Origin of the sequence: Streptomyces roseifaciens (assembly GCF_001445655.1) — a bacterium.
Classification (GTDB): domain Bacteria; phylum Actinomycetota; class Actinomycetes; order Streptomycetales; family Streptomycetaceae; genus Streptomyces; species Streptomyces aureoversilis.
The window spans coordinates 1,570,783-1,597,742 of record NZ_LNBE01000004.1 but is presented as its reverse complement, the minus strand read 5'-3'; the positions used below and the strand labels follow the sequence as shown (position 1 = coordinate 1,597,742).

Here is a 26,960-nt window from a genome sequence, read left to right as displayed (position 1 = left end):
CAAGCGGATCAGCCGCCCGCGCCACCGCTATGCCCCCTTTTCGGCAAAAGCGCAGCCATTCCCCGGGAGTCCGCTCCGACGGCTTTTCAGCACCTTCCCGATCACCCGCGGCCCTGATTATTCGCAGCCTTTTCCGAACGCCCAAAATAGGGCAAACCGCCATCAAGAGGAATATGCCGTCGAGTGATCGCGTCCGCAACGGTAGCCTGGAGGGGTGATTGACCTTCGCCTGCTTCGTGAGGACCCCGACCGTGTGCGCGCCTCCCAGCGCGCCCGTGGAGAGGATGTCGACGTCGTCGACGCACTGCTCTCCGCCGACGAACGGCGCAGGTCGTCCAGCGTCCGCTTCGACGAACTCCGCTCCGAGCAGAAGTCGCTCGGCAAGCTCATCCCCAAGGCCGTCGGCGACGAGAAGACCGCGCTGCTGAAGAAGGCCGGCGAGCTGTCCGCCGCCGTCAAGGCCGCCGACGCCGACCAGGACGAGGCCGCCGCCGAGGCCCAGCGCCTGCTGCTGCAGATCGGCAACCTGGTCCACCCCGACGTGCCGCGCGGCGGCGAGGACGACTTCGTCGTCCTGGACACCGTCGGCAACCCGCGCGACTTCGCCGCCGAGGGCTTCGAGCCCAAGGACCACCTGGAGCTCGGCCAGCTGCTCGGCGCGATCGACGTCGAGCGCGGCGCCAAGGTCTCCGGCTCGCGCTTCTACTACCTGACGGGCGTCGGCGCCCTGCTGGAGCTCGCGCTCGTCAACGCCGCCATCGCCCAGGCCACGGCCGCCGGCTTCACCCCGATGCTGACGCCCGCCCTGGTCAAGCCGCGTGCCATGGAGGGCACGGGCTTCCTCGGCCAGGCCGCGCAGGACGTCTACCACCTGGAGAAGGACGACTTCTACCTGGTGGGCACGTCCGAGGTGCCGCTCGCGGCGTACCACATGGACGAGATCGTCGAGGCCTCGCAGCTCCCGCTGCGCTACGCCGGCTTCTCGCCGTGCTTCCGCCGCGAGGCCGGCACGTACGGCAAGGACACCCGCGGCATCTTCCGCGTCCACCAGTTCGACAAGGTCGAGATGTTCTCGTACGTCGCGCCGGAGGACGCCGAGGCCGAGCACGCGCGCCTGCTGGAGTGGGAGAAGCAGTGGCTGAACAGCCTCGAGCTGCCCTACCAGGTGATCGACGTCGCCACGGGTGACCTGGGCGCGTCAGCCTCGCGCAAGTTCGACTGCGAGGCGTGGATCCCCACCCAGGGCAAGTACCGCGAGCTCACCTCGACCTCCAACTGCAACGAGTTCCAGTCGCGGCGGCTGTCCATCCGTCTGCGCGACGGCAAGACCGTCAAGCCGCTGGCCACCCTCAACGGCACGCTGTGCGCGGTGCCGCGCACGATCGTGGCGCTGCTGGAGAACCACCAGCAGGCCGACGGCTCGGTGCGCGTGCCCGAGGTGCTCCGTCCGTACCTGGGCGGGCGCGAGGTGCTGGAGCCCGTCGCCAAGTGACTGACGGCCCTGGTTCCGCGCTGCCCTACCGTCTCGTCGCGACCGACCTCGACGGCACCCTGCTGCGCTCCGACGAGACCGTCTCGGAGCGCACCCGGGCCGCCCTGAAGCTGGCCACGGAGGCGGGTGCCGCGCACATCGTCGTGACCGGCCGGGCCGTCCCGTGGACGCGCCACATCCTCCAGGAGCTGGACTACCAGGGCCTGGCGGTGTGTGCGCAGGGCGCGCAGGTCTACCACGCGGGCGAGCACCGGCTGCTGACGTCGGTGACGCTGGACCGGCGGCTCGCCGGGCTGGCCATCGCCAAGATCGAGGCCGAGACCGGCCCGCTGCACCTCGCCGCGGGCCGTGACGGCCTCGACGGCGAGGTGCTCGTCACCCCCGGCTACCGCATCCAGGAGGGCCCCTTGCCGGCCGTCCCGGCCCACGACCGGGAAGAGCTCCTGGCCGAGCCGCTGAACAAGCTCTACCTGCAGCACCCTGAGCTCGACGACGACGCCCTGGCCGAGGCCGCGCGGGCGGCCGCGGGCGACCTGGTCGGCGTGACGATGGCGGGTGCGGGCATCGTCGAGCTGCTGCCGCTGGGGCTGAGCAAGGCCACCGGCCTGTCCCTGGCCGCGCGCCGGCTCGGGATGAAGCCCGCCGACACGATCGCCTTCGGCGACATGCCCAACGACATACCGATGTTCGGCTGGGCGGCCCACGGCGTGGCCATGGCCAACGCCCATCCGGAGCTGCGGGCCGTCGCCGACGAGGTCACCGGGTCGAACGAGGACGACGGGATCGCTACGGTCCTGGAGCGTCTCTTCGGCTGACCGGCCCCGACGTCACGGCCGCGGCCGCCTGTCGCAGGGCTTCGGGCACGCGCGCGAAGTCCCATGCCGGGCGGCCGTGCGTGAACTGCCGGAAGCCCAGGCCGATGGCCACGGCTATCGCGTGCCCCACGTCGGTGAAGGTGCCGCCCGTGGCCAGCGGGAGGCCGAAGAAGAGCACCACTCCGGCGAGGCAGAGCCACCGCCACGGCCGCGGCATCCGGTAGGTGAGGATCCCCGCGGCGGCGGCGAGCCCGTACGAGACGCCTATGTCGACGACTCTCTTCATCGTCCGCGGCAGCTCGTGGTCCTCTATCGACATCAGCACGATCTCCTGGCTGATGAGCGTCGCCGCGATGTGCGCGAAGCCGACGGTGAAGAGCCACCGGGCGGTGCCGATCCAGCGCTCCACGTTCGCGTGCAGCGCCTCGAAGAGCGCGGCGTAGAGCAGGAACGACGAGGGGTTCTCGATCCAGAACCCGCTGATCAGGAGCGACTGCAGCGGGTGCCTGGTGAGCTGGTGGATGTTGCTGCTGGTGCGGTGCAGCAGGAACGTCTCCAGGTCCTGACTGGCCGCGGCGATGACGAGGCTGGTGATGCCGATGACGAGCAGCCATATGTGCGTCCCCGGCGAGGAGCGGATCCAGGAACGGATGCCGGAGCCGGCCAGGGAAGCGGCGCGGGCGGCGACGGCCGGCCACCGGCCGGGCGTGCCGGAGCCGCGGGGCCCTTCCCGTCCACGCACCATTCGACGGTAGCCGTCCGGCGCCCTGGCCGCCCCGTCGGGGCAGTTGTAGGATGACTGGGCAATCGGGTGAATCATGCGCGGCCGAGGCCGGGGACCGGAGGACGAATGGCACTGCGGGCAGCGGGACGGCAGTCCCTCGTGGACACCGTCGTGGATCAGTTGCGCGCCCAGGTCGCGGCCGGCGAGTGGAAGATCGGCAGCCGTATCCCGACCGAGCACGCGCTCGCCGAGCAGCTCCAGGTCGGCCGCAACACGGTCCGCGAGGCCGTCCGCGTCCTCGTGCACGCCGGAATGCTGCGCTCGCGGCAGGGCGAGGGCACGTTCGTGGTCTCCATGGCCGACCCGGCCGAGATCATGCGCGGCGTGCAGCGCGCCGGGGTGCGCGACGTGCTGGAGCTGCGCATCGCGCTGGAGGCCGAGGCCGCGCGCCTCGCGGCCGCGCGCCACGAGCCCGCCGACCTGGCCCGGATGAAGGCCGCCCTGGAAGCCCAGACGGCGTTCGAGGACCCCGAGGGCCAGCCCGACTCCGGCAACCTGGAGCTCTACGCCGACCACGACGTCGAGTTCCACCGCGCCGTCGTGGAGGCCGCGCACAACAGCGCGCTGACCGCGACCTACGCCTGGTTCAGCAGCTCCGTCCGCGAGGCGCTGGTCACCGCGCTCGGCGACCGCGACATGCCGCGCATCATCCACGGCGACCACCACGCCCTCATGGACGCCATCGCCTCCGGCGACCCCGAGGCCGCCGCGCGGGCCGCCCGGGCCCTCCTGGAGCGCCCGAAGCAGGCCGTGGAGAGCCTCCTCTCCGAGAGCTGACCCGCACCACCCTTCACCACCTCACCGCACGTCCTGGAAAGGCACCCCCATGTCGGAAACGAGGCCGGACACACTCGACCCCCTGATAGACGCGGAAGAGAACCTGGCCCCCACGCCCCCGGTGGCCGCCGCGCGCCGCACCCTGCGCGCCCACCCCGCGCTCGTCATGACCGGCATCGTCCTCGCCTCGCTCAACATGCGGGCCGCACTCGCCGGCGTCTCGCCCCTCATCGGTGAGATCGGTGACCACTTCCACCTGGCGGCCGCGGCGAGCAGCCTCGTGACCACCATCCCGCTGGTCTTCATGGGTCTGGGCTCGATCGTCGCCCCGAAGCTCGCCCGGCGCTGGGGCACGGAGACCGTTCTGTGCGGTGCCCTCCTGCTGCTGTGCGGCGGCATCCTGCTGCGCATCGCGCCCCCGGTCGTCGCCCTCTTCGTCGGCTGTGCGCTCGTCGGCACGGCGATCGCCCTGCTCAACGTGCTGATGCCCGGCCTGGTGAAGCGGGACTTCCCCGACCGCGCCGCGAGCATGACCGCCCTGTACTCGACCACGCTGATCCTCGGCGCCACCGGTTCGGCCGCCCTGTCCGTACCCCTGGAGAACGCCCTGGGCGGCTGGCAGGGCTCCCTGGCCTCCTGGGCGCTGCTCGCCGCCGTGGCGGCCGTCGTGTGGGTCCCGCAGGCCGTCCTCGCGCGGCGCGGCACCCGGCACGGCCGGGCGGCCGCCACGCCCGCGCAGACGGCGCAGAGCGGGCCGAAGCTGACCCGGTCGCCCATCGCCTGGCAGGTCACGCTGATGATGGGCACCCAGTCGCTGATCGCCTACGTGTGCATCGCCTGGATGCCGACGGTGTTCACCGACGGCGGCATGAGCAAGAACGAGGCCGGCATGGTCTACGCCTTCTACACGCTGGTGCAGATGGCCGGTTCGTTCGTCGTGCCCATGGTCGCCGGCCGGATGCGCGACCAGCGTCTGCTCGGCGCCGGGGTCGTCGTCCTCATGGCCGCCGGGGTCACCGGCCTGCTGACCGCGCCCGTGGCGGGCGCGTGGGTCTGGGCGACGCTGATGGGCGTCGCGCAGGGCGGTCTGCTCGGCCTCGCCCTGACGCTGATGGTGCTGCGCACGCGCGACGCCCACACCGCGTCCCGCCTGTCGGGCATGGCGCAGACGTGGGGTTACCTGCTCGCCTCCGTCGGCCCGTTCGCGATCGGTGCGGTCCACCAGGCGACCGACAGCTGGACGCTTCCTGTCGCCCTGCTGCTCGTCGCCTGCGCGGCACTGCTGCTTCTCGCCATGGGCGCCGGGCGCGATCGGAAGATCTGAGACGTTGGGTGGACAGGAGGCCCTCCGGGGCCCCCCACCCGTCGTGAGGAGACCGTCGCCCATGCACGCCGCTCACCGCATCACCGTCCCGGCGGAACTCGCCGGCTTCCACGAGGACTTCGACGGAGAGGCCGGCCGCTCCTGGATCGCGGCGCTGCCGGAGCTCGCCGCCCGCTTCCTCGACCACTGGGGCCTGCGGATCGACGGGCCGGCCTCGCACGGCATGGTCGCCCTCGTCCTGCCCGTGCTGCGGGAGGACGGCACCCCGGCGGCGCTCAAGCTCCAGCCGGTCACCGACGAGAGCGCCGGGGAGCCGGCCGCCCTGGGTGCTTGGAACGGTGATGCGGCGGTCGCGCTCCTCGACCACGACGCGGCGACCGGCACGATGTTGCTGGAACGGTTGGACGCCAACCGTTCACTCTTGTCCATACCGGATGCAGAGGCCTCACTGCAGACGCTCGCCGAGCTGCTGGGGCGGCTCCTGAAGGCCCCCGCGCCCGCCGGGCTGCGCTCCCTCGGGGACGTCGCCGGGGCGATGCTGAAGGACGTCCCCACGGCGCTGCCGGAACTGCGCGACCCCTCGGAGCGCCGGCTGGTCGAGAGGTGCGCCGAGGCCGTCCGGGAGGTCGTCGGCGAGCCGGGCGGCCTGCTGCTGCACTGGGACCTCCACTACGCCAACGTCCTCGCCCCCGTGCCGGGCTCCGCGCGCGAGCCGTGGCTCGCCATCGACCCCAAGCCGCTCGTGGGCGACGCCGGCTTCGAACTGCTGCCCGCCCTGCACGACCGGTGGGACGACATCACCGCGACCGGCGACGTGCAGCGGGCGGTGCTGCGCCGCTTCGACCTGATGACCGACGTCCTGGGGCTGGACCGGCGGCGGGCGGCCCGCTGGACGCTGGGCAGGGTGCTGCAGAACGCCCTGTGGGACGTCGAGGACGGCGAAGACGCACTCGCGCCCGAGCAGGTGGAGATCGCCCGGGCGCTGCAGCGTTATGTCGTACGGGATTGAGGCTCGGAGGACGGGTTGAGGAGGTGAGCCTCAGGGGACTGGGCTCACTCCTCCCCGGCGAGCGTCAGGGAGCGCAGCTTCTGGCCCGCGAACCACGTCGCCGCCACCGTCACACCGGCGAGCAGGGACAGCGCCAGCGGCAGGCCCACGTCCGAGGAGACGGCGCCCTCCGCACCGATGCGCTGGGCGAGGGCGAGCGACCACTGCTGGACGCTCAGGGTGCGCGCGCCGGGCACGAGACTGCCGAAGAGCGACTCCCACACCAGGGCGTAGACCAGGCCGGCCACGACGGCGTGCCGGGTGAGGATGCCCAGCAGCAGGAACATCGCGCTGTAGGCGATGGAGGCGACGACCGCGGCGATGGCGTAGGCGACCGCGATCTGCTGGCTGTTGCCGTTGAGCACGAAGCCGGCGATGAGCGTGGGGACGGCCGAGAAGACGGCGGTGACGGCGATCGCGACGACCAGCTTGGTGAAGATGATCGTGGGCCGCTTGACCGGCTTGGACAGCAGGTAGACCACGGAGCCGTCGTCGATCTCCGGGCCGATCGCGCCGGTCCCGGCGACGACGCCGATGAGCGGGACCATGGTGGCGAGCGCGAGGCCGCCCAGCACGCTGCCCGCGGTGCCGTCGTCGGCGCCGACGAGGATCCGGACCACGACGGAGACGCCGATCAGGAGGGCGGGCAGCCCGAAGAGGATGAAGGCACGGCGGCGGCCCAGGAGGCCCCGGTAGGTGAGCCGTGCGACGGTGGCGTTGAACATGGCGCTGGGCTCCTTTCAGGCCGCGACGAGGTACGAGAAGACCGATTCCAGGGACTCGTCCGAGGGCGAGACCGTCAGGAGCCGGATGCCGTGCTCCCGGGCGACCCGGGGCAGCAGGGCGGTGAAGCGCCCGAAGTCGACGGCCTGGATGCGCAGGGCGCCCTCCTGGACGTCCACTTCGATGCCCGCCGTCGACGGGTCGGCGATCAGGGCGGCGGCGAGCGCGCGGTCGTCGCTGGAGCGCACGAGATAGCGGTGCGGGCGGTCGGTCATCAGCCGGCGGATCTTGCGGAAGTCGCCGGAGGCGGCGTGCCGGCCCGCGACGACGACCTCGATGTGGGTGGCCAGCTGCTCGACCTCCTCCAGGATGTGCGAGGAGAAGAGCACGGTGCGGCCCTCGGCGCCCATCCTGCGCAGGAGCTCCATCAGCTGCATGCGCTGGCGCGGGTCCATGCCGTTGAAGGGCTCGTCCAGCAGCAGTACGGAGGGCTCGTGGACGAGCGCGGAGGCCATCTTCACGCGCTGCCGCATGCCCTTGCTGTACGTGCTGATCGCGCGGTCCTGCGCGTACTCCATCTCGACGGTGGCGAGCGCCCGCTGCGCCTCGGAGGCGCCCAGTCCGTGCAGTTCGGCGTTGGCGCGGACGAACTCCAGGCCGGTGAGGAAGTCGTACATCGCCTCGCGCTCGGGGACGATGCCGATGTGGCGGTAGATCCGCTCGTTGCGCCAGATGGGTGCGCCGTCGAGAGTGACGGTGCCGGTGGAGGGGGCGAGGAAGCCGCCCATCATGTTGATGAGGGTGGACTTTCCGGCGCCGTTGGGGCCGAGGAGGCCGGTGACGCCAGGGCCGACGGTCATGGAGACGTCGTTGACGGCGACGACGTTGCCGAACCAGCGGGAGACGTTGTCGATGCGGATCGAAGTCACAGCCCGACCTTTCGGTAGCGGCCCATCAGCACCCCGTAGGAGCCGGCGATCAGGGCGGCGAGGACGAGCAGGTAGACGAAGCCCGCCGCGGTGCTCGGGCCGTGGCCGTCGGGGAAGGCGGAGGTCGCGGAGAGGAACGCCGTCTGCACGCCGTCGATGAGGGTGATGGGCGAGAACAGGCCCATCCAGCCGATCGCATCGGTGTTGTCGCGCTGCAGGGCGATGCTCTGGACGGTGCTCACCACCCCGTAGGAGATGGTCAGGACGGCGATGACGGCGGCGACGCCGAAGCCGCGGCGCGGGGTGAGCGCGGCGACCACCAGGCCGATGCCGGCGAAGAGCAGCGAGAGCAGTGCCACGGAGACCAGTCCTTGGGCGAACCCCTTCGTCTGGTCCGCGAAGTCGAGCTTGGCGAGCAGGGCGCCGACGTAGAGGATCAGCAGGGGCGTCGCGGTGAGGATGAACAGGGCGGAGAACATCGCGGCGAACTTCGCGGTCACGTAGTCGACGCGTTCGATGGGGCGCGAGAAGTACAGGGGCACGGTCCTGAAGCGCAGGTCGCGCGAGACGGACTGCGGGGCCTGTGACGCCACGTAGAGGCCGATGACGACCTGCATGATGATCGCGTAGCGCGTGTACTCCACCGGCAGCTTGTTGAGCTTGGTGGCGACCGTGACGGCCACCATGATGGCGGCGGGCAGGCACATCACGCCGAACAGGATCATCGGCAGCACCTTGGACTTCGCCGACCGGCCGAGGCCGTACGCGCCGCGCAGGCTCTGCGAGAAGAGCGAGCGGCGGGCGTAGGAGCGGCCGAGGCGGGCACCGGAGTAGTTGCGGTAGCCGATGTTGTGGATGACGTCCTGCGCGGGCGCGGAGGCGGTCTCAGGCGGCATCGGTGCTGCCCCTTTCGTGTGCGCTCTGGAAGACCTCCGCGATGCGGTGGCGGCGCTGCTCCATGCGGATGAGGCCGAGGCCGAGGTCGGCGACCGCGTCGCGCACGGTGTCGTAGGTGTCGTCGCCGGTGACGTCCACGAGGAGGACGTGGCCGGAGCCGGCCGCAGCGAACTCCCCCGCCTGGCCGACGGGCTGGACGGCGAGGCCGGCCGCGGCGAGCGAGGCCGCGAGGGCCGCCGTGCCGTCCGGGTGGGTGTCGGAGTCGGTGACCTCGACCGCGAGGGAGGCCGTGGCCTGGGTGAAGTCGCTGGTGGAGGAGGAGCGCAGCAGCTTGCCGCCGTCGATGACGACGACGTGGTCGCAGGTGCGCTCCAGCTCGCCGAGCAGGTGTGAGGTGACCAGCACCGAGATGCCGAAGTCGGTGTGGATGCGGCGGATCAGGCCGAGCATCTCGTCGCGGCCCACGGGGTCCAGGCCGTTGGTGGGCTCGTCCAGGAAGACCAGCTGGGGGTCGTGGACGAGGGCCTGGGCCAGCTTGACCCGCTGCTTCATGCCCGTCGAGTAGCCGCCCATGGGGCGGTAGCGCTCCTCGTAGAGGCCCACGTGGCGCAGCGTGTCGGCGGTGCGCTCACGGGCTGCCGTGACGGGCAGGCCCGACATCCGCGCCATGTGGACGACGAACTCGGTGGCCGACACGTCGGGCGGCAGGCAGTCGTGCTCGGGCATGTACCCGACCCGCTCGCGGATGGCCGCGCCCTCGGTCGCGATGTCGAGGCCGAGCACGCTGGCGCGGCCCTCGGTGGCGGGGGACAGCCCGAGCAGGATCTTGATCAGCGTGGACTTGCCGGCTCCGTTGGCGCCCACCAGGCCGGTCACGCCCGGCGTGATGTCGACGGACAGCCGGTCAAGAGCGGTCACCCGGGGGAACCGCTTGCTGAGGCTTTCGGTAGCGATCACAGTCACACCTTCGAAGGTAGTGGCGCGTGCCACACCAGGCGTCAGACCAGACGGCTGGTTCCGTGTAGTCCTCGGGTCTGACGTGCCCGTAGGGGAACGGTCCGCAGGGAGGGGTGGGCCGGGTGCGGGGCGCGGGGAGGGTGCGGGTCCGGCGAAGAGGTTTTCCACAGGCCGTGCACGACTCTTGACGCAGCCGCCGGTCATTGTCACATTCGTCAGTGTCACGTTACGGACGCGTACCGGAGTCGGCTCACGGGACGGACGAATGGCCATGACCTCAGCAGTGCCTCGGGAACTCACCGGCGAGTTGCGGGGCTTCAGGGAAGTCCAGCGGCTGGCCTACGACTGCGCGGAGGCGGTGGCCGCACAGCTCGGGCCGGGCGTCACCGAGCGCGAGGCGGCCCGGATGCAGCGGGAGTGGCTGCGGCGGCACGGCGTGCGGGACTGGTTCCACCTGCCCTTCGCCTGGTTCGGGGACCGCACGGCGTTCGCGGGCTTCCGGGTGCCCCTGCAGTTCTTCCCGACCGACCGGCGGCTGGAGGCGGGGATGCCCTTCATCCTCGACATGGCCCCGGTCCACCGCGGCTTCACGGCGGACATCGGCTACTCCGGCTGTCTGGGCCCGAATCCGCTGCACGACCGCCTGATGGCCGATCTCGCGGAGCACCGGGAGCTCGTCCTGCGCGAGGTGCGTGAGCGCCGCCCCCTGCGCGAGATATACGAGGACGTGGACCGGCTCATGGTCCGCCAGGGCCATGCCAACCGGCACCGCGCCTATCCCTTCGGGGTGATCGCGCACAAGGTGGGCCGGGTCAGGGAGCGCCGCTGGTCGCCGCATGTGTTCGGGTTCGGCACCCAGGCCCTCAAGGGGCTCGCCTCCGACGCCCTCCGCGGGCACCGGGAGGGCTGGTCCCCGCTGTGGAGCCCGCACCGGTTCTCCGACCACCCGCCCCGGCCCGGCCTGTGGGCGGTCGAGCCCCACCTCGGCTTCCGGGGGACGGGCGCGAAGTTCGAGGAGCTCCTGGTGGTCACCGACTCCCGGGATCCCGAAGAGAGCGCGTTCTGGCTGGACGACGATCTGCCGCACGTGCGGCGCACGCAGGAGGAGAGGGCCGCATGAGCGAGAACGCCGGCAACAGCGCGGGGCTCGAGGGCGCGCGGGAGCGCCGGATCCGTACGGGCGGGGTCGAGCTGTGCGTGGCGGAGCTCGGCGACGCCTCGCTGCCCACGATGGTGCTCGTGCACGGCTATCCGGACAGCAAGGAGGTCTGGTCCGAGGTCGCCGAGCGGCTGCGCGACCGCTTCCACGTCGTGCTGTACGACGTGCGCGGCCACGGCCGCTCCACGGCGCCGAAGCCGCTGCGCGGGGGCTTCACCCTGGAGAAGCTCACGGACGACTTCCTGGCCGTCGCGGATGCGGTGAGCCCGGACGCCCCGGTGCACCTGGTCGGGCACGACTGGGGGTCGGTGCAGGCGTGGGAGTTCGCCACCGTCGCCCGCACCGAGGGGCGCATCGCCTCCTTCACCTCCATCTCCGGCCCCTCCCTCGACCACCTCGCAATGTGGTTCCGCAAGCGCGCGGCGCGGCCCACCCCGCGGCGGGTAGCCCAGATGCTCGGCCAGAGCGCCCGGTCCTGGTACGTGTACGCGCTGCACACCCCCGGGCTGCCGGAGGCCGCCTGGCGCGGACCGCTGGGCAAGCAGTGGCCCAAGCTGATCGCGCGCCTGGAGAAGCTTCCGGTCTCGGGCTATCCGACGCCCTCCCTGCCGTCGGACGCCGCACACGGCGCCTGGCTCTACCGCGACAACATCCGCGCCCGGCTGCGCCGCCCGCGCACCGACGCCTACGCCCACACCCCCGTGCAGCTGATCACCCCCACCGGTGACGCCTATCTCTCCGAGCGGCTCTACGACGACCTGGAGCAGTGGGCGCCCGGCCTGGTGCGCCGCAATCTGACCGCCAAGCACTGGGTGCCGCGCACCCGGCCCGATCAAGTGGCGGCATGGATCGCCGAGTTCGCGCTGTCCCGGCAGGAGGGCGGACGGTCTACGGAGACCGCTCCCGCCGGCCCGTACGCACGCTGGTTCGCCGGACGGCTGGTGCTGGTCACAGGGGCGGCCAGCGGCATCGGCCGGGCCACCGCGTTCGCGTTCGCCGAGGCGGGCGCCCGGGTCGTCGCCGTGGACCGGGACCCGGAGGGCGCGGCCCGTACGGCCGACATGGCCCGGCTGATCGGCTCCCCCGGCGCCTGGGGCGAGTGCGCCGACGTCTCGGACGAGGCAGCGATGGAGAAGCTGGCCGCGAAGGTCGCCGCCGAGTACGGCGTGGTGGACGTGCTGGTCAACAACGCCGGCATCGGGCTCGCCGGATCCTTCATGGACACCTCGGCCGAGGACTGGCGCAAGGTCCTCGACGTCAATCTGTGGGGCGTCATCCACGGCTGCCGCCTCTTCGGCAAGCAGATGGCCGAGCGCGGCCAGGGCGGCCACATCGTCAACACGGCCTCGGCCGCGGCCTTCCAGCCCTCCAGGACCCTTCCCGCCTACAGCACGTCCAAGGCGGCGGTGCTGATGCTGAGCGAGTGCCTGCGCGCCGAGCTGGCCGGGCAGGGCATCGGCGTCTCCGCCATCTGCCCCGGCATCGTCAACACCCCGATCACCGGCACCGCGCGCTTCGCCGGGGTCTCCGAGGAGGAGGAGCGGCGCATGCGCGCCAAGGTGGGCCGGGCCTACGGCCGGCGCAACTACCCGCCGGAGAAGGTCGCCGAGGCCGTCCTGCGGGCGGTGGTCCGCAACCAGGCGGTCGTGCCGGTCACCCCCGAGGCCCACGGCCTCCAGTTCATGTCCCGCTTCGCTCCCTGGGCGCAGCGGGCCCTCGCCCGGATCGAGCCGCCGCTGTAGCGGACGGCGGAGGAGCGGAAAATGACCGACGCCCAGGCGGGCGGGCACACGATAGCCCCCCGCCGCGTCTCCTTCGAGTGGGACGCGACACCCCTGCACTGGATACCCGACGAGCCCACCGCCACCCACGTCATCAACGTCCTGCACCTGCTGCTGCCCGCCGGGGAGCGGTGGTTCGTCAAGGTGTTCAAGGAGGCCCTGCCCCTGGTCGGGGACCCGGCGCTGCTGAAGGACGTCAAAGGGTTCATGGGCCAGGAGGCCACGCACAGCGTGCAGCACGCGTACGTGCTGGGCCACCTCGCCGCGCAGAACCTGGACACCAGCGCGTACACCCGCCACGTGGACTACCTCTTCGACGTCCTGCTCGGTGAGCGGCCGCCGTTCGGCCTGCCGGTGACGGCTCAGGAATGGCTGCGCTTCCGGCTCTCGGTGATCGCCGCCGTCGAGCAGTTCACGGCCGTGCTGGGCAACTGGGTGCTGGAGGCCGAGGGCCTCGACCGGGCCGTGCCCGACCCGGTGATGCTGGACCTGCTGCGCTGGCACGGCGCCGAGGAGGTCGAACACCGCTCGGTCGCCTTCGACATGTACGAGCACTGCGGCGGGGACGACCCCGGGCGCTACGCCCGCCGCGCCCTGGGCATGGCCGTGACGGCGCCCATGCTGTTCTACCTGTGGGGCTACGGCGCCCGGTTCCTGATCCGCAACGACCCCCGGCTCGTGGGGCGGATGCGCTATTCGCTGCGCGCGCACAACCGGGCCGTGGAGAAGGGCCTGCTGCCGACCTGGCGCGACCTCGGCTCGGCGGTGCCCCGCTATCTCCGGCGGTCGTACCATCCCTCGAAGGAGGGGTCGCTGCGCAGGGCCGTTGACTATCTGGCGACCTCACCCGCGGCACGGACCGCGGCGGGCGCGATAGGCCGCGCGGCCCTCTCGTAAGGAGCGACCCAATTGTCCGAGCACCCCGGGCGACCCGAGCAGCCCCACGAATACCGCATCGAGGACCTCGCCCACCGCAGCGGCGCCACGGTCCGCACGATCCGGGCCTACCAGGACCGCGGGCTGCTTCCCAAGCCGGAGCGGCGCGGGCGCGCCAACGTCTACCGGGACGCGCACCTGGCGCGGCTGCACCAGGTCGCGGGGCTCCTCGACCGGGGCTACACCCTGGCCAGCATCAAGGAGCTGCTGGACGCCTGGGACACCGGCCGCGGCCTGGGCGGGGTCCTCGGACTGGTCGCCGAGGTGGACGGGCCGTGGACGGACGAGGAGACGGGCCGGATCACCCGCGCGGAGCTCGACGCCCGCTTCGGCGGCATCCCCGACGACGACGCCGTGGAGGATGCGGTGCAGCTCGGCGTCCTCGTGCGCGTACCGGGCCCGCCCGAGGAGTTCCTCGTCCCGAGCCCGCAGGAGCTGGCCGTCGCCGCGGAGCTCCATGCCGCGGGGGTGCCCCTGGCCGCCATCACCGGCCACCTGCGCGAACTGCGCACGAGGGTCGAGCACATAGCGGGCCGGTTCCTGGACTTCACCACCGAATACGTCTTCCGGCAGTACCTGGACCACTCGCCCACCGACGAGGAGGCTGCCGAGGCCGCCGCACTGGTGCGCCGCCTGCGCCCCCTGGCCCAGCAGACGGTCGACGCCGAACTCGCCCGCGCCATGCGCGCCATGGCCACGCGCTATCTCCGCGACCATCTGGACGGCGAGACCGCCGTGGGCACGACTCCCGGAGGCGGCGACACGGCCGGCCCCGCCGGAGGCCCTGCGGGCAGCCCGGCGGATCCGGTCGGTGGCACCGCGGGGGCCGTTGCAGCGGCTGCAGCCGCTGTCGGCTCGCCGGGGTCCGCCCAGGGAGCCGTCCGGCTCCCCGAGGGGACCGTCCAGGCTGTGGCGGCTCTCGTCGGGCCGGGGAACGTCGCCGCCTTCATCGCCGCTGCCGCGGAGCGCGAGGTCCGCGCCCGCACCATGGACGCGCTGGTCACCCGCCCGGAGACCGAATAGCCGTCGGCGATCGGGCCGGGGACCGCCCGGTGACCGGGAGGTCGTGGGAGGTGAGCTCCCCCGTCACGGGGGCGAATTATCGGCGCGGCGGACGGGCGCGGTCGTCGTCATGGCACGGATCTCCTCTGCGATGAAGGGGTTTACCGGGCTGCCGGGGCGTAGCGGGCGCGGACGCGCTCGGGATAGCGGGCGGTGAAGACGGCGGGCAGGGCGAAGCCCGCGACCTGGACCGGGACGGACACCGCGCTGCCGAGGCCGGCGGCGCTCACGGCGGCCAGCGCGACGGCCGTCACGGTGAAGGCGAGGGCCCAGGCGGAGGTGATCACGGCATTGATGCGGAGGAAGACCGGGGTGTCCCACACCTCGGGCGGCGCCTGCGTCTTGGCGATGCCCGTCGTGAACGGACGGCCGACTGCCAGCGTGGCCCAGGCGGTGAGCGCGAGCCACCCCAGGGACAGGGCACCGCCGAAGTGCCGCAGCCCGCTGTGCGGGAGGGCGAAGGCCAGGGCGGTGAGCGCGACGAAGAAGCAGACCGTGCTGATCTCCAGGATCAGCGAATCCCCCGCGGTGCCGGCCTTGCGCTCCTTGACCAGCAGGCCCGCCCCGGCGACAAGCCCGGCCACCGCGCCCCACTGCCAGCCGGCGGCGGAGACGACCGCGAAGGCGATCCAGGGAATGAAGCCGCGCACATAGTTCATCGAATTCTCCTCGGGGGGCCCGCCGGCCTTCCCCGCCGACATTCCAATTCTGACATGTCAAAAGTAGAACCTCCTCACTCGACATGTCAAGAGTGGAATGTAGAGTGAGGAGCATGAGCCTGAGACACGCGATGCTGGGCCTGCTGGCCGACCAGCCCGCCAGCGGGTACGACCTGATGAAGCGGTTCGAGACCTCGCTGAGCAATGCCTGGCCCGCGACCCAGAGCCAGGTCTACGGCGAGCTGGGCAAGCTCACGAAGGCCGGCCTGCTGGAGGTCGCGGCGGAGGGCCCGCGCGGCCGCAAGGAGTACGCGATCACGGACGAGGGCCGCGCCGAGCTGCACCACTGGCTCACCGAGACCCCGCCCGGCACCGTCCGCCGCAGCGACGCCCTCCTGCGGGTCTTCTTCCTCAACCACCTCACGCCCGTGGAAGCCACCGCCTATCTCATGGGCGAGGCCGAGCGCGCCGCGGGCCACCACAAGGCGCTGGAGGAAGTCGAGCGCAACGTCGACTGGGGCGACGACGCGCTGTCCGTGAACGGCCGGCTGGCCCTCGAGTACGGTCTGCGCTTCACCGCCATGCGCGAGGGATGGGCCCGCTGGGCCGCCGAGGAGATCAAGAAGGCCCGGGAGCGGTGATGGACGCCCAGCGCGCGACGCGCATCTCGAAGTACCTGGCCAAGCACCTGCGGCACGAGCCGGACCGGATCGGCATCACCCTGGACGCCCAGGGTTGGACGCCCGTGGACGCCCTGCTGGAGGCGAGCGCGGCGCACGGTTTCCCCTTCAGCCGGGCCGAGTTGGAAGAGGTCGTCGCCGCCAGCGACAAGCAGCGCTACGCGCTCGACGGCGACCGCATCCGGGCCAACCAGGGCCACTCCGTGCCCGTCGAACTCGGCCTGCCGGTCACCGAACCACCGGCCGTGCTCTTCCACGGCACGGTGTCGCGCTCGGTCGCCGCGATCCGGGCCGAGGGCCTGCTCCCCATGGCCCGGCACGCCGTCCATCTGTCCCCCGACCGCGAGACCGCGACGCGCGTGGGCGCCCGGCGCGGCAAGGCGGTCGTGCTGACCGTGGACGCCCGGGGGATGCACCGCGCGGGGCACGTCTTCCGCGTCAGCGAGAACGGCGTGTGGCTGGTCGAGCGCGTACCGGCCGAGTTTCTGCGCTTCCCCGGCTGAACCCGCGCCCCGGATCAGTGCTCCCGGATCGGTGCTCCGGGGGCACTCGTCCCGGACCACCCGGTCCCGACCACCCGTCCCGGACCGCTCGCCCCGGGCCACCCGTGGGCGGCACCGTCCTGTTCACAGGCCGGGCGCGCCCCACACGGGGAACCAGCGGGCCAGGTCCTCCTCGACCCGCAGGTCGTCCGCCAGCAGCGCCCGCACCTGCAGTTCCAGGCCGTTGTCCCGCCTATCCCGCTTGTCCTGCGCCCCCGCCACCGGCGCGAAGGGGTAGAACGTCCCGCGCTTGTAGAGGTAGACCAGGGCCAGCGAGCGCCCGCCGGCGTCGCGGAAGCCCATCAGCGAGCAGAGCAGCTGCGGCCCGAACCCGCCCTCCTGGAGCAGCGTGTTCACCGCATGCAGGTCGTTGACCAGAGCGGCCGTGTCCTCAGGAGGCTGCCGTGCGAGCAGCCAGGTGTAGCCGTACGCGTCCTGGCTGAACTCCACGGGCACCCCGCCGCGCTCCGTATCGGCGTCCAGCAGGGCCCGTACGTCCTGCTGCAGCTGTACGAAGGCCCCGCCCTCCACGCTCGCGAAGCAGACCGAGCCCAGCCCGGTCGGGGTGAACCCCGCGCCCGCCTGGAGGGTGACCGCGGCGGAGGGCAGGGCGAAGAGTTGGTCGAGGTCGGGGCGGACCGGCTTGCTGCGGCCGAGGATGGCGTCCAGGAAGCCCACGGGCGCACGCTCCTTCCGGGCGGGGACGGCGGTCGGGCTGTCAGGCGCGGCCGAGCTGGGCCGAGATCCGGCCGAGCTGCTCCAGCCGCTGCTCCAGCGTCGGGTGGGAGGAGAGCAGGCGGCCGAAGCTCTCCTTGGAGAAGGCGGGCGCGAAGTAGAAGGCGTTGAAGGGCTCGGCCTGCCGCAGGTCGCGGGTGGGTATCCGCGCCATCTCACCGGTGATCTTGGTCAGGGCGGCGGCCAGAGCGGAGGGCCGCCCGGTCAGCAGGGCGCCGGCGCGGTCGGCCGACAGCTCCCGGTAGCGCGACAGCATGCGGGTGAGCAGGAAGCTGATCGCGTAGACGACGGCGCTGATCAGCGGGATCAGCACGACCAGGACGGCCGTGTTGCTGTCGCGCCCGCCCACGCGGCGGAAGCCGCCCCACAGGCCGACGCGGGTGATGACCCCGGCCAGGACGCCCAGGAAGGAGGCGATCGTCATGACGGCGACGTCGCGGTGGGCCACGTGGGAGAGCTCGTGGGCGAGGACGCCCTCCAGTTCCTCCGGCTCCAGCCTGCGCAACAGCCCGGTGGTGGCGCAGACCAGCGAGTTCTTCCGGTTGCGCCCGGTGGCGAAGGCGTTGGGCACATCGCTGTCGGCGATCGCCACGCGCGGCTTCGGCATGTCCGCGAGCGCGCACAGGCGGTCGACGGCGCCGTGCAGCTCGGGCGCCTGCTCGGGGGTGACCTCGCGCGCGCCCATGCTGAAGGCGGCGATCCGGTCGCTGAACCAGAACTGCGCGACGAACAGGCCGCCCGCGAGGAGCAGGATGACCGGCCAGGCTCCGCGCAGGAGCGCCAGCAGCACGCCCACGAAGACCACGTAGAGCAGCCCGATGAAGAACATCGTGCTCACCATGCGCGCGGTGAGCCCCCGGTCGGGGGCGAACCGGGTGCTCGACGAGGAGGGTGAGGAGTGCGAGGAGTGCATGGGGAACCTCCCAGGCCGGCTCTCTGTGGAACGCGCCCCCGTAGGTGCCTATGCCCCGATTCTCCCTCTCCACCCTCCGTGCCGGAATCCCGGGGAACCGGGTCAGCGCGAGAGCTGTGCGAGCCCGTCCGTGGCGATCTTCTCGAAGACCGCGACGTCCGCCGCGAAGACCGAGTCCGCGATGGGCCAGTGCACCACGATCTCGTCGATGCCGAGCTCCGCGTGCGAGCCGGCGAAGTCGACGAAGGCGTCCACGGAGTCCAGCGGCCGGTCCGGGCTGAAGCCCGTCAGCATGGTCTTGCCGAGCTCCGAGACGTCCCGGCCCAGCTCGGCGCAGGCTGCGCCCAGCCGCTCGATCTGGCCCGCGACCGCCGCCCGGGACTGCTCGGGCGTGCCGGTCTCGAAGAGCTTCGGGTCGCCCGTGGTCACCCACGCCTGCCCGTGGCGGGCGGCGAGCCGCAGACCGCGCGGGCCCGTGGCCGCGACCGCGAACGGCAGCCGGGGGCGCTGGACGCAGCCGGGGATGTTGCGCACCTCGAAGGCGGAGTAGTGCTCGCCCTCGTGCGTGACGACGCCCTCCGTGAGCAGGCGGTCCAGCAGCGGCACGAACTCGCCGAAGCGGTCGGCCCGCTCCCGCGGCGTCCACGGCTCCTGGCCGTCCTTCAGCAGCGCCGTGGCGTCGAAGCCGGAGCCCCCGGCGCCTATGCCGAGCGTGATGCGGCCGCCCGAGATGTCGTCCAGGGAGATGAGCTCCTTGGCCAGCGTGACGGGGTGCCGGAAGTTCGGGGAGGTGACGAGCGTGCCCAGCCGTATCCGGGAGGTGGCGGCCGCGGCCGCGGTCAGCGTGGGGATCGCGCCGAACCACGGCCCGTCGCGGAAGGTCCGCCACGACAGGTGGTCGTAGGTGTAGGCGGCGTGGAAGCCCAGCTCCTCGGCACTCTGCCAGGCGGCCCGGCCGCCCTCGGACCAGCGGCGGTCGGGAAGGATCACGGTGCTCAGTCGCATGCCACCGAGCCTAAGCGGTGGAACCGGCATGCCCGGGGTGACGACGGGCACACCGGCTTGAAGGCATACGCGGCCTTACGTACACCTGTGCGCCGCATATGCCCGTGGCCCAGAATGGAACCCGTGACTTCAGCTACCGAGCAGCCCGAGACCCCCGCCGCACAACGGCCCGCCGCCATGCCCCGGCTGATCGCCACCGACCTGGACGGCACGCTCCTGCGGGACGACAAGACGGTCTCCGAGCGCACCGTGGCGGCGCTCGCCGCGGCAGAGGCGGCGGGCATCGAGGTCTTCTTCGTCACCGGCCGCCCGGCACGCTGGATGGACGTGGTCAGCGATCACGTGCAGGGTCACGGCCTGGCGATATGCGCCAACGGCGCCGCCGTCGTCGACCTGCGCGACGGCGCCCGCTTCGTCGAGGTCCGCCCGCTGGAGCGCGCCGACGCCCTCGCCGTCGTGCACGCCGTCCGCGCCGCGGCCCCGGGCTCCTCCTTCGCCGTCGAGCGCACCGCCGGCATCCACTACGAGCCCGAGTACCCGCCGTTCTTCCTCGACCCGGGCGCGGTCGTCGCCCCCGCGGAGAAGCTGCTGGCCGAGGACTGCGAATACACCGAGCCGATCCTCAAGCTGCTGGCCAGCCACCCCGACCTGGGCCCGGACGAATTCCTCACCATCGCCCGCGAGGCGGCCGGCGCGCACGGCTCCTTCACCCGGTCCAGCCCCACCGCCCTGCTGGAGATCAGCGGGCCGGGCGTCAGCAAGGCCAGCACCCTGGCCCGGTGCTGCGCGGAGCGCGGCATCTCCCCGGAGGAGGTCGTGGCGTTCGGCGACATGCCGAACGACCTGGAGATGCTCGACTGGGCCGGCACCGCGTACGCGATGGCCAACGCCCACCCCGAGGTGCTGGCGGTCACCACGCGCCACACCGTCGCCAACACCGAGGACGGCGTCGCGGCCGTCATCGAGCAGATCCTGCGCACCGGCACCGGCACCGGCGGGGACCCCGGCCGCCGGTCCGCCTAGCGGTCCGCACGCCTACGGCCGTACCGCCTACAGCCGTACGCCGCGGGCGTTCAGCCATGGCACCGGGTCGATCGCCGACCCGAACTCCGGCGAGGTGCGGATCTCGAAGTGCAGGTGCGGTCCGGTGGAGTTGCCGGTGGTCCCGGACAGTCCGATCCACTGTCCGGCGCGCACCTGCTGCCCTGGCGTCACGTACGTCGCCGCGAGGTGCGCGTACTGCGAGTACCAGCCGTCGTCGTGCTGCACGACGAGGCTGATGCCGAACGCCCCTCCGCACCCGGCCGCGACCACCGTCCCGGCGCCGATCGACCGCACCGGGGTGCCGGAGGGCACCGCGAAGTCCTGACCGCTGTGCGTGCTCGCCCAGTTGGCACCCACTCCCCCGAAGCCCGCGGTCAGCTGGTACGAGGCGACCGGCCGCGTCCAGCGCGCGGGCGTCTGTGCCGCGGCGTGGTCCGCACCCGTCCCCCCGCCGGCGGCGGCGCGCCGGAGCGGGACGCAGCGGCCGTTGTCGACCGCCGCCTGCGCCATGGTGTTGAGATCCCCCCGGGCCGCCACCAGACGCGCCTCCAGCGCGCGCACCTGCTCCCGCAGCCGCTCGCTCTCCTTCTCGAGCTCCGGCCCTGAGAGGGCGATCTCCTCGCCCTCGGCGACCAGCCTCCGGCTCTTGCGGTCGTCCTCGTCCAGCATCCGTGCGAGGCGCGCCCGGCGGCGGGCGTCGGGCACCTGCATGGCCATCAGCTCGAGGGGGTCCTCGGCGGCCGATTCGTCGGCGGGGACGGTGGTGAAGCCGCCGGTGCGGTACTGCGCGCGGGCGGCCGACCCCACGTCCTCGCGCAGCGTGTCGGCCACGACCCTCCGGCCCTGCAACAGACGGTCTATCTCACGCTCCCTCGCCCTCTTCTCCTTGGCCGCACGCTGCGTCTGCCCGTACTGCCTCCGGGTCTCTTCCGCCTCCTGGGTCAGCCGGAGCACCTCTGAGGTGACCCGGGTCGCACGGTCCGGCGCGCGGACCGTCTCGGGAGGGGCGGAGGGGAGTGACGGGAAGTTCAGCGCGCACACGGCGCACAGCACGCACATGACGGAGACGACCACGGCGCCGGCCTTCGGCAGCAGGCGCGGTCCGCGTATCGGGCGGTACAGGCGTCGCATGGACGCGATCTTGTCGCGTGTCCTGCCCGGGCGCGCCCGCTGAGGTCCGTTCGGAGGAAGGGCTACGGCCGGGCGGGCGATCCGTAGCGGGTCCGGGTGGGACCTCCGGCGCGCCTAGAGAGGCGCTTCCCACACCACCCTGGTGCCGCCCCCGTCCTCCCCGAGCCCGGGTCCGTACGAGCTGGAGCCGCCCAGCGACTCGGCACGCTTGGCGAGGTTCTTCAGGCCGCTGCGGCGGCCGCCCTGCGGAATGCCGACGCCGTCGTCCGCGACGGTCAGCCGCACCGCGGGCCTGCCGTCCGGGAGGAGGACCGTGGCGTCGACGACCACCTCCATGCGCGACGCCCGGGCATGCCGGAAGGCGTTCGAGAGCGCCTCGCGCAGCGCCGCGATGAGGTTCTTGCCGGTGAGCTCCCCGACCTTCGCGTCGACGGGGCCGACGAAGCTCGCGGAGGGCTGGAAGCCCAGCGGCACGGCGGCCGTGCCCAGCTCGCGCAGGACGCGCGTACGCAACCCTGCGGGCGCCTCGGCGGGCCCCTGCTGCAGCGCGAAGATGGCCGTACGGATCTCCTGGATGGTCACGTCCAGCTCGTCGACGGCCTGGCCGACCTTGAGCTTCACGTCGGGCACGACGGCGTTGCGCTGCGCGCTCTCCAGCATCAGCCCGGTGGCGAACAGCCGCTGGATGACCAGGTCGTGCAGGTCGCGGGCGATCCGGTCGCGGTCCTCGAAGACGGCCAGCCGCTCGCGGTCGCGCTGTGCCTCGGCCATGACGAGCGCGAGGGCGGCCTGTGCGGCGAACTGGGCGGCGAGCGTGCGCTCGGCGGGCGTGAACTTGCGGGCGCCGCGCGCCCGCGGCGTCGCGAGCGTCCCCAGCACCCGGTCGCCGCTCTTGAGCGGCAGCAGCATGCTGGGCCCGAAGCGCGGGGCCACCCCCGTGATCATGCGCGGGTCGGTGGCGGAGTCTTCGACGAAGACCGGCTCCCCGGCCAGCAGGTCCGCGACGACCGGGCTGTGCGCCGGCATCACCGTCCCCAGCAGACCGGCGGGGTCGTCGGCCGAGACGGCCACCATCTCCAGCCCGCCGTCGTCGTCCGGCAGCAGCACGATGCCGGCGGCGGAGTCCGCGAGGCGGCGCGCCTGTTCGGCGACGACGGACAGGGCGTCCTCGGCGTCACCGCGCGACAACAGGGCCGTCGTGACGGCCACGGAGCCGTCGATCCAGCGCATCCGCTGGCGCTCTTCTTCGTGCACGCGCGCGTTGCCGATCGCGATGCCGGCCTCCGTGGCGAGGATCTTCACCATGTTCAGGTCGGCCAGGCTGAACTCGCCGCCGCCGCGCTTCTCGGTGAGGTAGAGGTTGCCGAAGATCTCGGCCCCCACGCGGATGGGCACGCCCAGGAAGGTCCGCATCGGCGGGTGCCCCGGCGGGAACCCGGCCGAGCGCGGGTCGGAGGACAGGTCCGTGAGCATCACGGGCGCGGGCTGGTGGATGAGCGCGCCGAGCAGCCCGTGGTGGCCGTCGGGCAGCGCGCCGATGCGCTCGTGCTGCTCCTTGGTCACCCCGTACGTGATGAAGTCGGCCAGCCCCTCGCCGGTGGAGTCGATGATGCCGATGGCGGCGTAGCGGGCGTCGGCGAGCTCGGCGGCGGTCCGGGCGATGCGGTCGAGGGTGGTGTGCAGCTCCAGGCCGGTGCCGACGGAGCGCATCGCCTCCAGCAGCTGCGGCACGCGCGCGGTGAGCTCCGTGGACATGCCCTGGAGGCTCCGGGTGGCCTCCGTGGCGATGGCCAAGGGGTCCATCGGGCCCGGCCCTCTCCTGGGCGCCCCGGCGCCCCCGGGGCCGGCGGTCCTCCGCGGGCCGGAGTCGTCTGCCGTGGCTTCCATACCCAAGAGCCTAGTAAGCACCATTTGTCAGGGAAAGGGCTTCAAGGCCGGTGTCCGTCGCCTCTTCGCGCTCCAGCATCCGCCGGAAGGGCCCGTCGGCGGCCGCCAGCGCCTCGTACGAGCCCCTCTGCACCGTCCGGCCCCGCTCCAGCACGATCACCTCGTCGACCGCTTCCAGGCCCGTCAGCCGGTGCGTGATCAGCACGGTCGTACGGCCCTCCGTGGCCGCCAGCAGGTCGGCGGTCAGGGCGTCCGCGGTCGGCAGGTCGAGGTGCTCGGCGGGCTCGTCCAGCACCAGCACGGGGAAGTCGGCGAGCAGCGCACGGGCGAGCGCGAGCCGCTGCCGCTGACCGCCGGACAGCCGCGCCCCGTGCTCCCCGACCAGGGTGTCGAGCCCCTGCGGGAGCCCGTCGACCCACTCCAGCAGCCGCGCCGACCGCAGGGCCTCGCGCAGGGCGGCCTCACTCGCGTCCGGCCGGGCAAGCCGCAGGTTCTCGCGCAGCGAGCTGTCGAAGATGTGCGCGTCCTGCGCGCACAGCCCGACCAGCCCGCGCACCGCGTCGCCCGCCATCGGCACGGTGTTCCGCCCGGCGAGGGTGTACGTGCCGGACTCCGCGTCGAGGAAGCGCAGCAGCACCTGGGCGAGCGTCGTCTTGCCCGCGCCGGACCGGCCCACCACGGCCACCCTGCGGCCCGCCGCCAGCTCCAGCCCGAACCCCTCCAGGGCGGGGACGGGCTGCCCGGGGTAGCGCGCCGTCAGGTCCGTCAGCCGCAGCGGGAAGGGCGTTCCGGGCGCACCGGCCGTCCCTTCCTGTACGGGCAGGGGGGCGTCCAGCACCTCGTACACGCGCTCCGCGGACTTCCGTACGCGCTGCCGGTACTGCACCGCCAGCGGCAGCCCCGACACGGCTTCGAACGCCGCCAGGGGCGTCAGCACGACGACCGCCAGCCACAGTCCGTCCAGCCGGCCGTCGTGTACGGCCGTCACTCCCGTCCAGGCGGCAGCGGCCACCGTCAGGCCGCACGCGAGGGCGGACAGGCCGGATCCGAGTGCCGTGGCCGCGGCGGCGCGCCGGGCGATCCGCGTGAGCCTGCCGTCCGCCGCACGCAGCCCGGTCAGCCGCGCCGGCAGGGCACCCGCCACGGTCAACTCGTCGGTACCGGCGAGAACGTCGACCACCTGGACCGACAACTCGCCCCGGGCGGGGGCGGACTGCCGTTCCGCCCGCCGGGCGACCGCACCGGACAGCACCGGCACCGCCACTCCGGCCACCAGCAGCCCGGCGGCGAGCACCAGGCCGGCCTCCGGGAGCAGCCACGCGGTGAAGCCGACGGCAGCGCCGCCGACGAGGACGGCCGAGCCGAGCGGAAGCAGCCAGCGCAGGAAGTAGTCCTGCAGCGCGTCCACGTCCGCCACCAGCCGGGACAGCAGGTCGCCCCGGTGGGTGTCGCGCAGCCCGGCGGGCGCCAGGCGCTCCAGCCGCCGGTACACGCCAGCCCGCAGGCCCGCGAGCGTCCGCAGGGCGGCGTCGTGGGAGACCAGGCGCTCGGCGTAGCGGAAGACGGCGCGCCCGATGCCGAACGCGCGGGTCGCGGTGACGGCGACCATCAGATAGAGCACGGGCGGCTGTTGCGAAGCCCGCGAGATCAGCCAGCCGGACACGGCCATCAGCCCGACGGCACTGCCGAGGGCCAGGGCGCCCAGCAGCAGCGCCAGGGCGAAGCGGCCGCGCAGGGGGCGGGCCGCGGCCCGCACGCGCCCAAGGACGCCGGGGCCACCGGGTACCTCAGACGCATCAGAGGCATCAGAAGAAGCAGATGAACTAGAGACACCAGAGGCACCAGGGACACCAGGGGCACCAGAAGGCAGGGCTTCACCGGCGGCCACGGCCGCCGGGCGGCGCAGTTCCGCTTCCGCCCCTGTCCCGGCTTCCGCCTCCACCCCGGCACCCCGCTGGGCCGGCATCGCATCGGCCCCGGAAACCGGTCCGGCGAGCCGCACCGTCCGGTCGGCCACGGCCAGCAGCGCGGGCCGGTGGACCACCATGATCACGGTGCGTCCCGCGGCCAGCCGGCGGATCGCCCCGACGACCGACGCCTCGGTCTCGCCGTCCAGGTTCGCCGTCGGCTCGTCCAGGAGCAGAAGCGGCCGGTCTGCGAGGAACGCCCGTGCCAGCGCGAGGCGTTGGCGCTGCCCTGCGGAGAGCCCGGCTCCGTTCTCGCCGAGGCGAGTGTCAGTGCCGTGGGGCAGCATGGAGACGAAGTCGAGCGCACCGGCCGCGCGCAGTGCTTCCTGCACCTGCGCGTCCGTGGCGCCGGGCCGTGCCAGTCGTACGTTCTCTGCGACTGTCCCGGCGAAGAGACGGGGTCGTTGCGGGACCCAGGCCACCTGGTCCCGCCAGCTTTCGGGGGAGAGCGATGCCAGGTCCGTACCGTCCACGAGCACTCGGCCCGCGTCCGGGCGGGCGAAGCCGAGGAGCACGTTCAGCAGGGTCGTCTTGCCGCAGCCGCTCGGCCCCACGAGCGCGACCGTCTCCCCGGGCCGAACCTCGAACGAGGTCTCGGGCAGGGAGGGTTCGGCCCGCCCCGCGTGCCGAACCACCAGCCGGTCGACGGTCAGGGCCGCCTGCCGCGCGTCGGGGGCGGGCGCGGTCCCGGCCGGTGCGGGCTCGGTCTCCAGGACGGCGAAGACCTCGTCGGCGGCCGCCAGCCCCTCGGCCGCGGCGTGGTACTGCGCACCCACCTGCCGCAGCGGCAGATAGGCCTCGGGCGCGAGCACCAGGATCATCAGCCCGGTGTACAGGTCCAGTTCGCCGTGGACGAGCCGCATGCCGATGCCGACGGCGACCAGCGCGACCGACACGGTTGCGAGCAATTCGAGGGCGAAGGAGGAGAGGAAGGCGAGGCGCAGGGTCCGCAGGGTGGCCCGCCGGTAGTCGGCGGTGATCGCGCGGATCGACTCGGCCTGGGCCTTGGCCCGCCCGAAGACCTTGAGCGTGGGCAGCCCCGCGACGACGTCGAGGAAGTGCCCGGAAAGCCGTGCCAGCAGCCGCCATTGGCGGTCCATCCGCGACTGGGTGGCCCAGCCGATGAGCACCATGAAGAGGGGGATGAGCGGCAGCGTGAGGACGATGATCAGCGCGGAGATCCAGTCCGCGGAGACGATACGGGCGAGGACGGCGACGGGGACGACGACCGCGAGGCCGAGCTGGGGCAGGTAGCGGGCGAAGTAGTCGTCCAGCGCGTCGACGCCCCGCGTGGCGAGGGTGGTCAACTCGCCCGTCCTGCGCGCGTCCAGCCAACCGGGGCCGAGCCGGGTGGCGTGCGTCAGCAGGCGGTCCCGCAGCTCGGACTTGACCGCCGCGCTCGCGCGGTGAGCCGCGAGTTCGGTGAGCCAGGAGACGGCGGCGCGGCCGGCGGCGACGGTCGCCAGCAGCGCCAGGGACGTGCCCAGCCCGCCCGCCGTCCGCCCGTGCTGGAAGGCGCCGGTGACGATCTCCGCGATGAGCATCGCCTGGGCGATGACGAGACCGGCGCCCGCCAGCCCCAGCACGACGGAGGCGGCGAGGAAGAAGCGGGTCGCGGTGGCGTACCGGAGCAGCCGGGGGTCGACGGGCTTCATGGCGGTCCGTCCTATCCGTCCTGAGGGGCCGGTGACTTGAGGGGCGGGTGGCTTGAGG

At 72.8% G+C, this 26,960-nt stretch carries 24 protein-coding genes; 12 read left to right on the top strand and 12 right to left on the bottom strand.

Going from position 1 to position 26,960, the window contains the following annotated elements:
- The first annotated feature begins 214 nt into the window (after nt 1-214).
- Nucleotides 215-1,492 carry a serine--tRNA ligase gene (serS, locus tag AS857_RS24310; RefSeq protein WP_079110588.1) on the top strand — a complete coding sequence of 426 codons (1,278 nt, stop codon included), beginning with the start codon at nt 215-217 and terminating at the stop codon, nt 1,490-1,492.
- Nucleotides 1,489-2,307 (top strand): HAD family hydrolase, encoded by an 819-nt coding sequence (locus tag AS857_RS24305; RefSeq protein ID WP_173864798.1) that lies wholly within the window; start codon nt 1,489-1,491, stop codon nt 2,305-2,307. Before serS ends, AS857_RS24305 begins: the two co-directional genes overlap by 4 nt.
- Here the strand turns inward: AS857_RS24305 and AS857_RS24300 are convergent.
- Nucleotides 2,279-3,049 (bottom strand): rhomboid-like protein, encoded by a 771-nt coding sequence (locus AS857_RS24300; protein ID WP_420823961.1) that lies wholly within the window; start codon nt 3,047-3,049, stop codon nt 2,279-2,281. The two genes, AS857_RS24305 and AS857_RS24300, sit on opposite strands and share 29 nt — an antisense overlap.
- 108 nt (nt 3,050-3,157) lie before the next feature.
- Here AS857_RS24300 and AS857_RS24295 point away from each other — a divergent pair, with 108 nt between their 5' ends.
- From AS857_RS24295 to AS857_RS24285, 3 genes are all read left to right on the top strand, one after another.
- Nucleotides 3,158-3,868, top strand: coding sequence for a FadR/GntR family transcriptional regulator (locus AS857_RS24295; protein WP_058045385.1), 711 nt, complete (start codon nt 3,158-3,160; stop codon nt 3,866-3,868).
- Between the two features lie 49 nt (nt 3,869-3,917).
- On the top strand, nt 3,918-5,192 hold the full coding sequence (locus AS857_RS24290) for a CynX/NimT family MFS transporter (RefSeq protein WP_058045384.1): 1,275 nt from the start codon (nt 3,918-3,920) through the stop codon (nt 5,190-5,192).
- 61 nt (nt 5,193-5,253) lie between these two features.
- Nucleotides 5,254-6,201, top strand: a complete 948-nt coding sequence (locus AS857_RS24285) for an aminoglycoside phosphotransferase family protein (RefSeq protein WP_058045383.1) — start codon at nt 5,254-5,256, stop codon at nt 6,199-6,201.
- Nucleotides 6,202-6,245: 44 nt separating this feature from the next.
- On the opposite strand, the gene AS857_RS24280 is transcribed toward AS857_RS24285, so the two are convergent.
- From AS857_RS24280 to AS857_RS24265, 4 genes are read right to left on the bottom strand one after another with little or no spacing between them, the layout of a single operon-like run.
- A complete protein-coding gene (locus AS857_RS24280) occupies nt 6,246-6,965 on the bottom strand; it encodes an ABC transporter permease (RefSeq protein WP_058045382.1) in 720 nt (239 codons plus the stop codon).
- A gap of 15 nt (nt 6,966-6,980) precedes the next feature.
- Complete coding sequence (locus tag AS857_RS24275; RefSeq protein WP_058045381.1) at nt 6,981-7,892, bottom strand: ABC transporter ATP-binding protein; 912 nt, start codon at nt 7,890-7,892, stop codon at nt 6,981-6,983.
- Complete coding sequence (locus AS857_RS24270; protein ID WP_058045380.1) at nt 7,889-8,788, bottom strand: ABC transporter permease subunit; 900 nt, start codon at nt 8,786-8,788, stop codon at nt 7,889-7,891. Before AS857_RS24270 ends, AS857_RS24275 begins: the two co-directional genes overlap by 4 nt.
- Entirely contained in the window at nt 8,778-9,746 is a 969-nt protein-coding gene (locus AS857_RS24265; protein WP_058045379.1) for an ABC transporter ATP-binding protein, read from the bottom strand. Before AS857_RS24265 ends, AS857_RS24270 begins: the two co-directional genes overlap by 11 nt.
- 271 nt (nt 9,747-10,017) lie before the next feature.
- Here AS857_RS24265 and AS857_RS24260 point away from each other — a divergent pair, with 271 nt between their 5' ends.
- From AS857_RS24260 to AS857_RS24245, 4 genes are read left to right on the top strand one after another with little or no spacing between them, the layout of a single operon-like run.
- A complete protein-coding gene (locus AS857_RS24260) occupies nt 10,018-10,866 on the top strand; it encodes a M24 family metallopeptidase (RefSeq protein ID WP_058047017.1) in 849 nt (282 codons plus the stop codon).
- Nucleotides 10,863-12,647 (top strand): SDR family oxidoreductase, encoded by a 1,785-nt coding sequence (locus AS857_RS24255; RefSeq protein ID WP_058045378.1) that lies wholly within the window; start codon nt 10,863-10,865, stop codon nt 12,645-12,647. Before AS857_RS24260 ends, AS857_RS24255 begins: the two co-directional genes overlap by 4 nt.
- Before the next feature lie 21 nt (nt 12,648-12,668).
- Entirely contained in the window at nt 12,669-13,583 is a 915-nt protein-coding gene (locus AS857_RS24250; protein ID WP_058045377.1) for a metal-dependent hydrolase, read from the top strand.
- 12 nt (nt 13,584-13,595) lie between these two features.
- Complete coding sequence (locus AS857_RS24245; RefSeq protein WP_058045376.1) at nt 13,596-14,645, top strand: MerR family transcriptional regulator; 1,050 nt, start codon at nt 13,596-13,598, stop codon at nt 14,643-14,645.
- A gap of 140 nt (nt 14,646-14,785) precedes the next feature.
- Here the strand turns inward: AS857_RS24245 and AS857_RS24240 are convergent, their stop codons facing one another.
- On the bottom strand, nt 14,786-15,343 hold the full coding sequence (locus AS857_RS24240) for a hypothetical protein (RefSeq protein WP_058047016.1): 558 nt from the start codon (nt 15,341-15,343) through the stop codon (nt 14,786-14,788).
- 113 nt (nt 15,344-15,456) lie between these two features.
- Here AS857_RS24240 and AS857_RS24235 point away from each other — a divergent pair, with 113 nt between their 5' ends.
- The gene (locus tag AS857_RS24235) at nt 15,457-15,984 is read left to right on the top strand and encodes a PadR family transcriptional regulator (RefSeq protein WP_079110587.1); all 528 of its coding nucleotides are present in this window, start codon (nt 15,457-15,459) and stop codon (nt 15,982-15,984) included.
- Nucleotides 15,984-16,526: an RNA 2'-phosphotransferase gene (locus AS857_RS24230; RefSeq protein ID WP_058045375.1), complete on the top strand. Its 543-nt coding sequence runs from the start codon at nt 15,984-15,986 to the stop codon at nt 16,524-16,526. The genes AS857_RS24235 and AS857_RS24230 overlap by 1 nt, the downstream gene beginning before the upstream one ends.
- 123 nt (nt 16,527-16,649) lie before the next feature.
- On the opposite strand, the gene pspAB is transcribed toward AS857_RS24230, so the two are convergent.
- From pspAB to AS857_RS24215, 3 genes are all read right to left on the bottom strand, one after another.
- A complete protein-coding gene (gene pspAB / locus AS857_RS24225; protein WP_058045374.1) occupies nt 16,650-17,243 on the bottom strand; it encodes a PspA-associated protein PspAB in 594 nt (197 codons plus the stop codon).
- 40 nt (nt 17,244-17,283) lie between these two features.
- On the bottom strand, nt 17,284-18,213 hold the full coding sequence (gene htpX, locus AS857_RS24220) for a zinc metalloprotease HtpX (protein ID WP_058045373.1): 930 nt from the start codon (nt 18,211-18,213) through the stop codon (nt 17,284-17,286).
- A gap of 102 nt (nt 18,214-18,315) precedes the next feature.
- Entirely contained in the window at nt 18,316-19,218 is a 903-nt protein-coding gene (locus tag AS857_RS24215; protein ID WP_058045372.1) for an LLM class flavin-dependent oxidoreductase, read from the bottom strand.
- Nucleotides 19,219-19,332: 114 nt separating this feature from the next.
- On the opposite strand from AS857_RS24215, the gene AS857_RS24210 reads away from it, so the two are divergent.
- Complete coding sequence (locus tag AS857_RS24210) at nt 19,333-20,241, top strand: HAD family hydrolase (RefSeq protein WP_058045371.1); 909 nt, start codon at nt 19,333-19,335, stop codon at nt 20,239-20,241.
- Nucleotides 20,242-20,268: 27 nt separating this feature from the next.
- Here the strand turns inward: AS857_RS24210 and AS857_RS24205 are convergent, their stop codons facing one another.
- From AS857_RS24205 to cydD, 3 genes are all read right to left on the bottom strand, one after another.
- Nucleotides 20,269-21,393, bottom strand: coding sequence for a M23 family metallopeptidase (locus AS857_RS24205; RefSeq protein WP_058045370.1), 1,125 nt, complete (start codon nt 21,391-21,393; stop codon nt 20,269-20,271).
- Between the two features lie 114 nt (nt 21,394-21,507).
- Nucleotides 21,508-23,196, bottom strand: coding sequence for a sensor histidine kinase (locus tag AS857_RS24200; RefSeq protein WP_058045369.1), 1,689 nt, complete (start codon nt 23,194-23,196; stop codon nt 21,508-21,510).
- A gap of 94 nt (nt 23,197-23,290) precedes the next feature.
- Nucleotides 23,291-26,902, bottom strand: coding sequence for a thiol reductant ABC exporter subunit CydD (cydD, locus tag AS857_RS24195; protein WP_058045368.1), 3,612 nt, complete (start codon nt 26,900-26,902; stop codon nt 23,291-23,293).
- Nucleotides 26,903-26,960: the final 58 nt, after the last annotated feature.